This window comes from Chamaesiphon sp. OTE_20_metabat_361 (assembly GCF_031364565.1).
On the sequence record NZ_JANLWO010000183.1, the window covers coordinates 1 to 4,119 of the forward strand.

At 45.6% G+C, this 4,119-nt stretch carries 6 protein-coding genes; 3 read left to right on the top strand and 3 right to left on the bottom strand.

Annotated elements, in window-relative coordinates; translation table 11 throughout:
* Positions 1-331: 331 nt before the first annotated feature.
* Both RMO35_RS05085 and cobD read left to right on the top strand, forming a co-directional pair.
* On the top strand, positions 332-613 hold the full coding sequence (locus tag RMO35_RS05085) for an HU family DNA-binding protein (RefSeq protein ID WP_309739032.1): 282 nt from the start codon (positions 332-334) through the stop codon (positions 611-613).
* Positions 614-649: 36 nt separating this feature from the next.
* Complete coding sequence (gene cobD / locus RMO35_RS05090; RefSeq protein ID WP_309739024.1) at positions 650-1,735, top strand: threonine-phosphate decarboxylase CobD; 1,086 nt, start codon at positions 650-652, stop codon at positions 1,733-1,735.
* Between the two features lie 179 nt (positions 1,736-1,914).
* Here cobD and RMO35_RS05095 read toward each other — a convergent pair whose 3' ends face one another.
* The 3 genes from RMO35_RS05095 to RMO35_RS05105 form a co-directional block, all read right to left on the bottom strand.
* Entirely contained in the window at positions 1,915-2,448 is a 534-nt protein-coding gene (locus RMO35_RS05095; protein WP_309739027.1) for a ComEA family DNA-binding protein, read from the bottom strand.
* 93 nt (positions 2,449-2,541) lie between these two features.
* Positions 2,542-3,087 (bottom strand): NADPH-dependent FMN reductase, encoded by a 546-nt coding sequence (locus RMO35_RS05100; protein ID WP_309739028.1) that lies wholly within the window; start codon positions 3,085-3,087, stop codon positions 2,542-2,544.
* A gap of 149 nt (positions 3,088-3,236) precedes the next feature.
* On the bottom strand, positions 3,237-3,614 hold the full coding sequence (locus RMO35_RS05105; RefSeq protein WP_309739029.1) for an NINE protein: 378 nt from the start codon (positions 3,612-3,614) through the stop codon (positions 3,237-3,239).
* Positions 3,615-3,742: 128 nt separating this feature from the next.
* Between RMO35_RS05105 and RMO35_RS05110 the strand changes: the two genes are divergently transcribed.
* Entirely contained in the window at positions 3,743-4,060 is a 318-nt protein-coding gene (locus RMO35_RS05110) for a DUF1825 family protein (protein ID WP_309739030.1), read from the top strand.
* The last annotated feature ends 59 nt before the right edge of the window (positions 4,061-4,119 follow it).

Here is a 4,119-nt window from a genome sequence, read left to right on the forward strand (position 1 = left end):
AAAATCATGAAAATCAACATAAATTAAAGCTTTCAGCGATCCAGATTAGGCTCCTAGACATTAGAATGATGCAGTGGAAATAATATTGCATCAGAGTTTCAGCAACTTCATGGCGTTTTAAACTGGCAATTGATGCTCGGAGAGAACATGTTATGAAATTGTTGGCACACATGTAACAGATTGGAGCTAAGATCGGTTACTGCGGCGTTAACCTGCTGCTAAACCGTTTGTGAGTCAAAAATCTAACTTTCCACTACCGACTTGGATCGCACTCACTCTACTAGTGATGCTGTACCAGTCCATCATCAACCTCAACAATGGAGATCTACACATGAATAAAGGTGAATTAGTCGATCGCGTAGCTGAAACAGCTAGTGTGACCAAAAAGCAAGCTGATACAGTTTTGTCAGCGGCATTGGAAGCAATTATGGAAGCTGTCTCTAAAGGTGACAAAGTTACTCTGGTAGGATTTGGTTCCTTTGAGCCTAGAAATCGCCAAAAACGTGAAGGTCGTAACCCCAGAACTGGCGAGAAAATGGAAATTCCCGCAACTAAAGTACCTGCATTCTCGGCTGGTAAATTGTTCAAAGACAAAGTTTCTGCGGACGACTAGATTAATTTAGCTGAATCCACGTTCACAAAATATTCCTTGAATCGACCAAAACATGGGGGGAACCCAAGCTGGGCAGCTACAGTAGCGGGCTGTCCCCCCTCTCTGATTTTAGATTTTTCTGCGAGTATCAGTCCGCTCGGCCCTCCGCCGACAGCACTCGCAGCGATTAAGCTGCACATCGAAACACTTACAAGCTATCCCAATCCCAATTATCCCGAACTGTGTCAGGCGATCGCGGCACATCACCAGATCGATCCAGAGTGGGTATTACCGGGCAATGGCGCTGCCGAACTATTGACTTGGGCGGGGTGGGAGTTTTCCAAGCTCAACACGACGCTGCTCCCAACACCAGCCTTCGGCGATTATTGGAGATCGCTCCAAACCTTCGGCACGAGAATCATTGCCCGATCGATGATGATGGATGATGGGGAAATTGGCGATCTAGACTTTGCACTGCGCCACCTGCCAACCGCGATTCCACATTCGCTCGGACTGATAATTAATAATCCTCACAATCCTACTGGGCAGATTTGGACGCAGGAGACGATCTTGCCGTATTTGTCGAACTTTGACCTAGTAGTCATCGATGAGTCCTTCATGGACTTTCTGCCCCCTTCAGAGCAGCAAAGTTTAGTCCCCTATATCGCTAAATATCCTAATCTCGTCATCTTGCGATCGCTAACTAAATTCTACAGTTTGCCCGGTTTGCGGCTGGGCTATTGTATCGCTCACCCAGATCGGTTGCGAAAGTGGCAAAGCTGGCGCGATCCTTGGCCTGTCAATTCTCTCGCCGCTGCTGCCGCGATCGCTGTGCTTGGCGACACAGAATTTAGCCAGCTCACCTGGAAATGGCTGGCAGAGGCTCGCGATCGGTTATTTCAAGGATTAGCACAGATTCCTGGCTTACACCCCTATCCTGGGGCGGCAAACTTCATTCTCGTCAAGTCAGATCGATCGGCTACTGCCCTGCAAACCCAATTGCTCCAACAGCAGCAGATTTTAATTCGCGACTGTATGAGTTTTCCCGAATTGGGCGATCGCTTTTTCCGCGTGGCGGTGAGGACGATTGCCGAAAACGATCGACTACTGGCGGCACTACGATCGCTCTCAGAGGGTGTTTGAAAAGTCTAATTGCTTCGTTTTCAGTGGGTAAATCCCCCTAAATCCCCCTTTTCAAGGGGGACTAAGAATCCGGTTCCCCCCTTAAAAAGGGGGGTTAGGGGGGATTTCTAGGGTTTGCGAGTGCTAATCTATACTTTTCAAACATCGCTCTCAAGTTAGGTAAATGTGGATCGGATGCGTCAAAATTGTAAGTAGTGCATCAACTCCCCGATCGCTTCGCCAGATAATCCCAATCGCTGCTGAAAATCTACTAGATCTGTAAATTTACCATCTCGATCGCGGTAGGTGACGATTTGGGTAGCTAATACGGGCGAGATCTTGGGAATTTTGACGAGTTGGGCAACTGTCGCTTGGTTGATATTGATAGATGGTAACGCTGTGTCGCGATCGTAATACTGAAAACTTAGGACTGGGGCTAACCATTGGAGCTTGGAAATGGGGAGATTTAACGCCGCTGCCAAGTCGGAAATCGAATAAAATGCTACTCCCGCCTGACTCAATGTAACTAATTGACGGGCTTGATGGATCGAAATTCCCGGCAACCGCAGCCAGTCATCGACGTTGGCTTGATTGACATCGATTTGCACGCCCAAATCAGCAGCTACGGCGATGTCAAATGCTGATTTGAACCGATAATAAGGGTCTTCTTGAATTCGCGATCGCAAGGACATTTTGAATAACAACCGAACGGTTTGGGAAGGATCGTGGGTCATAGATACAGCCAGGTTTAGTAAGATATGTCACTGATTGTAAATCGGGAATAGTGGATAGTGAATAGTGAATAGTAATAAATTACAAGAGCTACCTTAATTAACTCCGCGTATTTTGCGGGTATTTTCTACTAAACTGAAGGCGAATTGGTCGAGGCGTTTTGAGAGTTTTTCATCGGAAATTTTACCTTCTGGAGTAAATACTTGCCATGCTTGACCGATGGCGATTTGTTCGGGAATAGCCCAGGCATGAACCCAGCGGAGAATTACGCGCAAATCGTTGAGGGTATTGCTATTAACCTGCCCACCTAAGATGCTAATAAAGCCAGCGACTTTACCTGCAAGTTGGTCAAAACTCATTAAATCTAGAGTGTTTTTGAGTACTCCACTAATGCTACCGTGATACTCTGGCGAGACTAAGATTAGCCCGTCGGCGCTATTAACTGTATCTTGCAGCCGTTTGACATCTGGATAGTTGGGATATTCAGTACCACCATCACAAAATGGTAATTGCATTTGTCTTAGATCTAAAATTTCGACTTCGGCACCCAGATCTGCTACTTTTTGAGCAGCTACTTTTAGAGCGACTTGACTATAAGAATCTGCTCTCAAACTCCCGGCAATTCCAACAATTTTTACCATGATTAATCTATAATTTATATGATTAGGGAAACTTTAGGTATTTCATTATACAGTCGGTGCGTTACCCTACGGGATAACACACCCTACAGTCTTCTCACGAATCAAATATGCTTTACCTATTTATTTCATTATCAATTATCAATTATCAATTAAACCCGATCGAGATATTGACGACGTTTTTGCTCGAACTCATATTCGGAGATTAAGCCATCGGCACGGAGCTTGTCTAATTCCCGAATCGATTCGGCGAGAGTTGCTACCGAATTGACTTGTCGTAACGCTCCCATCGTCGGCGCGATCGCGTTCAGATTGTCCTGAAACTGGGTATTATCTTGAGTAAGATACCAGACGGCTTCGATCGCGGAGGCGACGTGGGGAATGGGCGTCCAGGATAATAATAGATAAACTAGACCCCAACCGGGTTGTCCGAGATAAAATTTGTGAAATCCAGCGACAGGAACCGCTACGCTCGCAAAAGCTAAAACGATCGCAACTTGACGATTTTTGGGCGTGGTATTATCGAACATTAACCGATCCTCTAATACGGGAAACCGCAATTTTCACTGGTTCGAGACTGACATAAAATGTAACAACGAGCCTCGATCGTCATGTCCTCGCTCTGCCATTTTAAACTTTATTACGATAACTATCTGTCATGGGATTTTTTGATTCTGATATCATCCAACAAGAAGCAAAACAGTTGTTTGAAGATTATCAACATCTGACGCAGCTTGGCAGTAAGTATGGTAAGTTCGATCGCGACGGTAAAATTGCTTTCATCGAACGGATGGAAACTCTGCTCGATCGCTACAAAGTCTTTATGAAGCGGTTTGAACTGTCTGATGATTTTATGGCAAAGATGACCGTAGAGCAAATGAACACTCAGATGAGTCAGTTTGGGATGACTCCGATGCAAATGTTCGCCCAAATGAATCAAACACTCGATCGGATGAAGCAAGAAATTGATAAGTAGCTGGGGAGATGGGAGATGGGAGTTGGGAGTTCGGAGAGGGGAGAACGGACAGGAAAGAG

What these genes read in the sequence shown, in the direction of transcription:
- RMO35_RS05110 (WP_309739030.1), top strand. Translation starts at nt 3,743, where the DNA reads ATGGGATTTTTTGATTCTGATATCATCCAACAAGAAGCAAAACAGTTG.
- RMO35_RS05100 (WP_309739028.1), bottom strand. Translation starts at nt 3,087, where the DNA reads ATGGTAAAAATTGTTGGAATTGCCGGGAGTTTGAGAGCAGATTCTTAT.
- RMO35_RS05085 (WP_309739032.1), top strand. Translation starts at nt 332, where the DNA reads ATGAATAAAGGTGAATTAGTCGATCGCGTAGCTGAAACAGCTAGTGTG.
- RMO35_RS05105 (WP_309739029.1), bottom strand. Translation starts at nt 3,614, where the DNA reads ATGTTCGATAATACCACGCCCAAAAATCGTCAAGTTGCGATCGTTTTA.
- RMO35_RS05095 (WP_309739027.1), bottom strand. Translation starts at nt 2,448, where the DNA reads ATGACCCACGATCCTTCCCAAACCGTTCGGTTGTTATTCAAAATGTCC.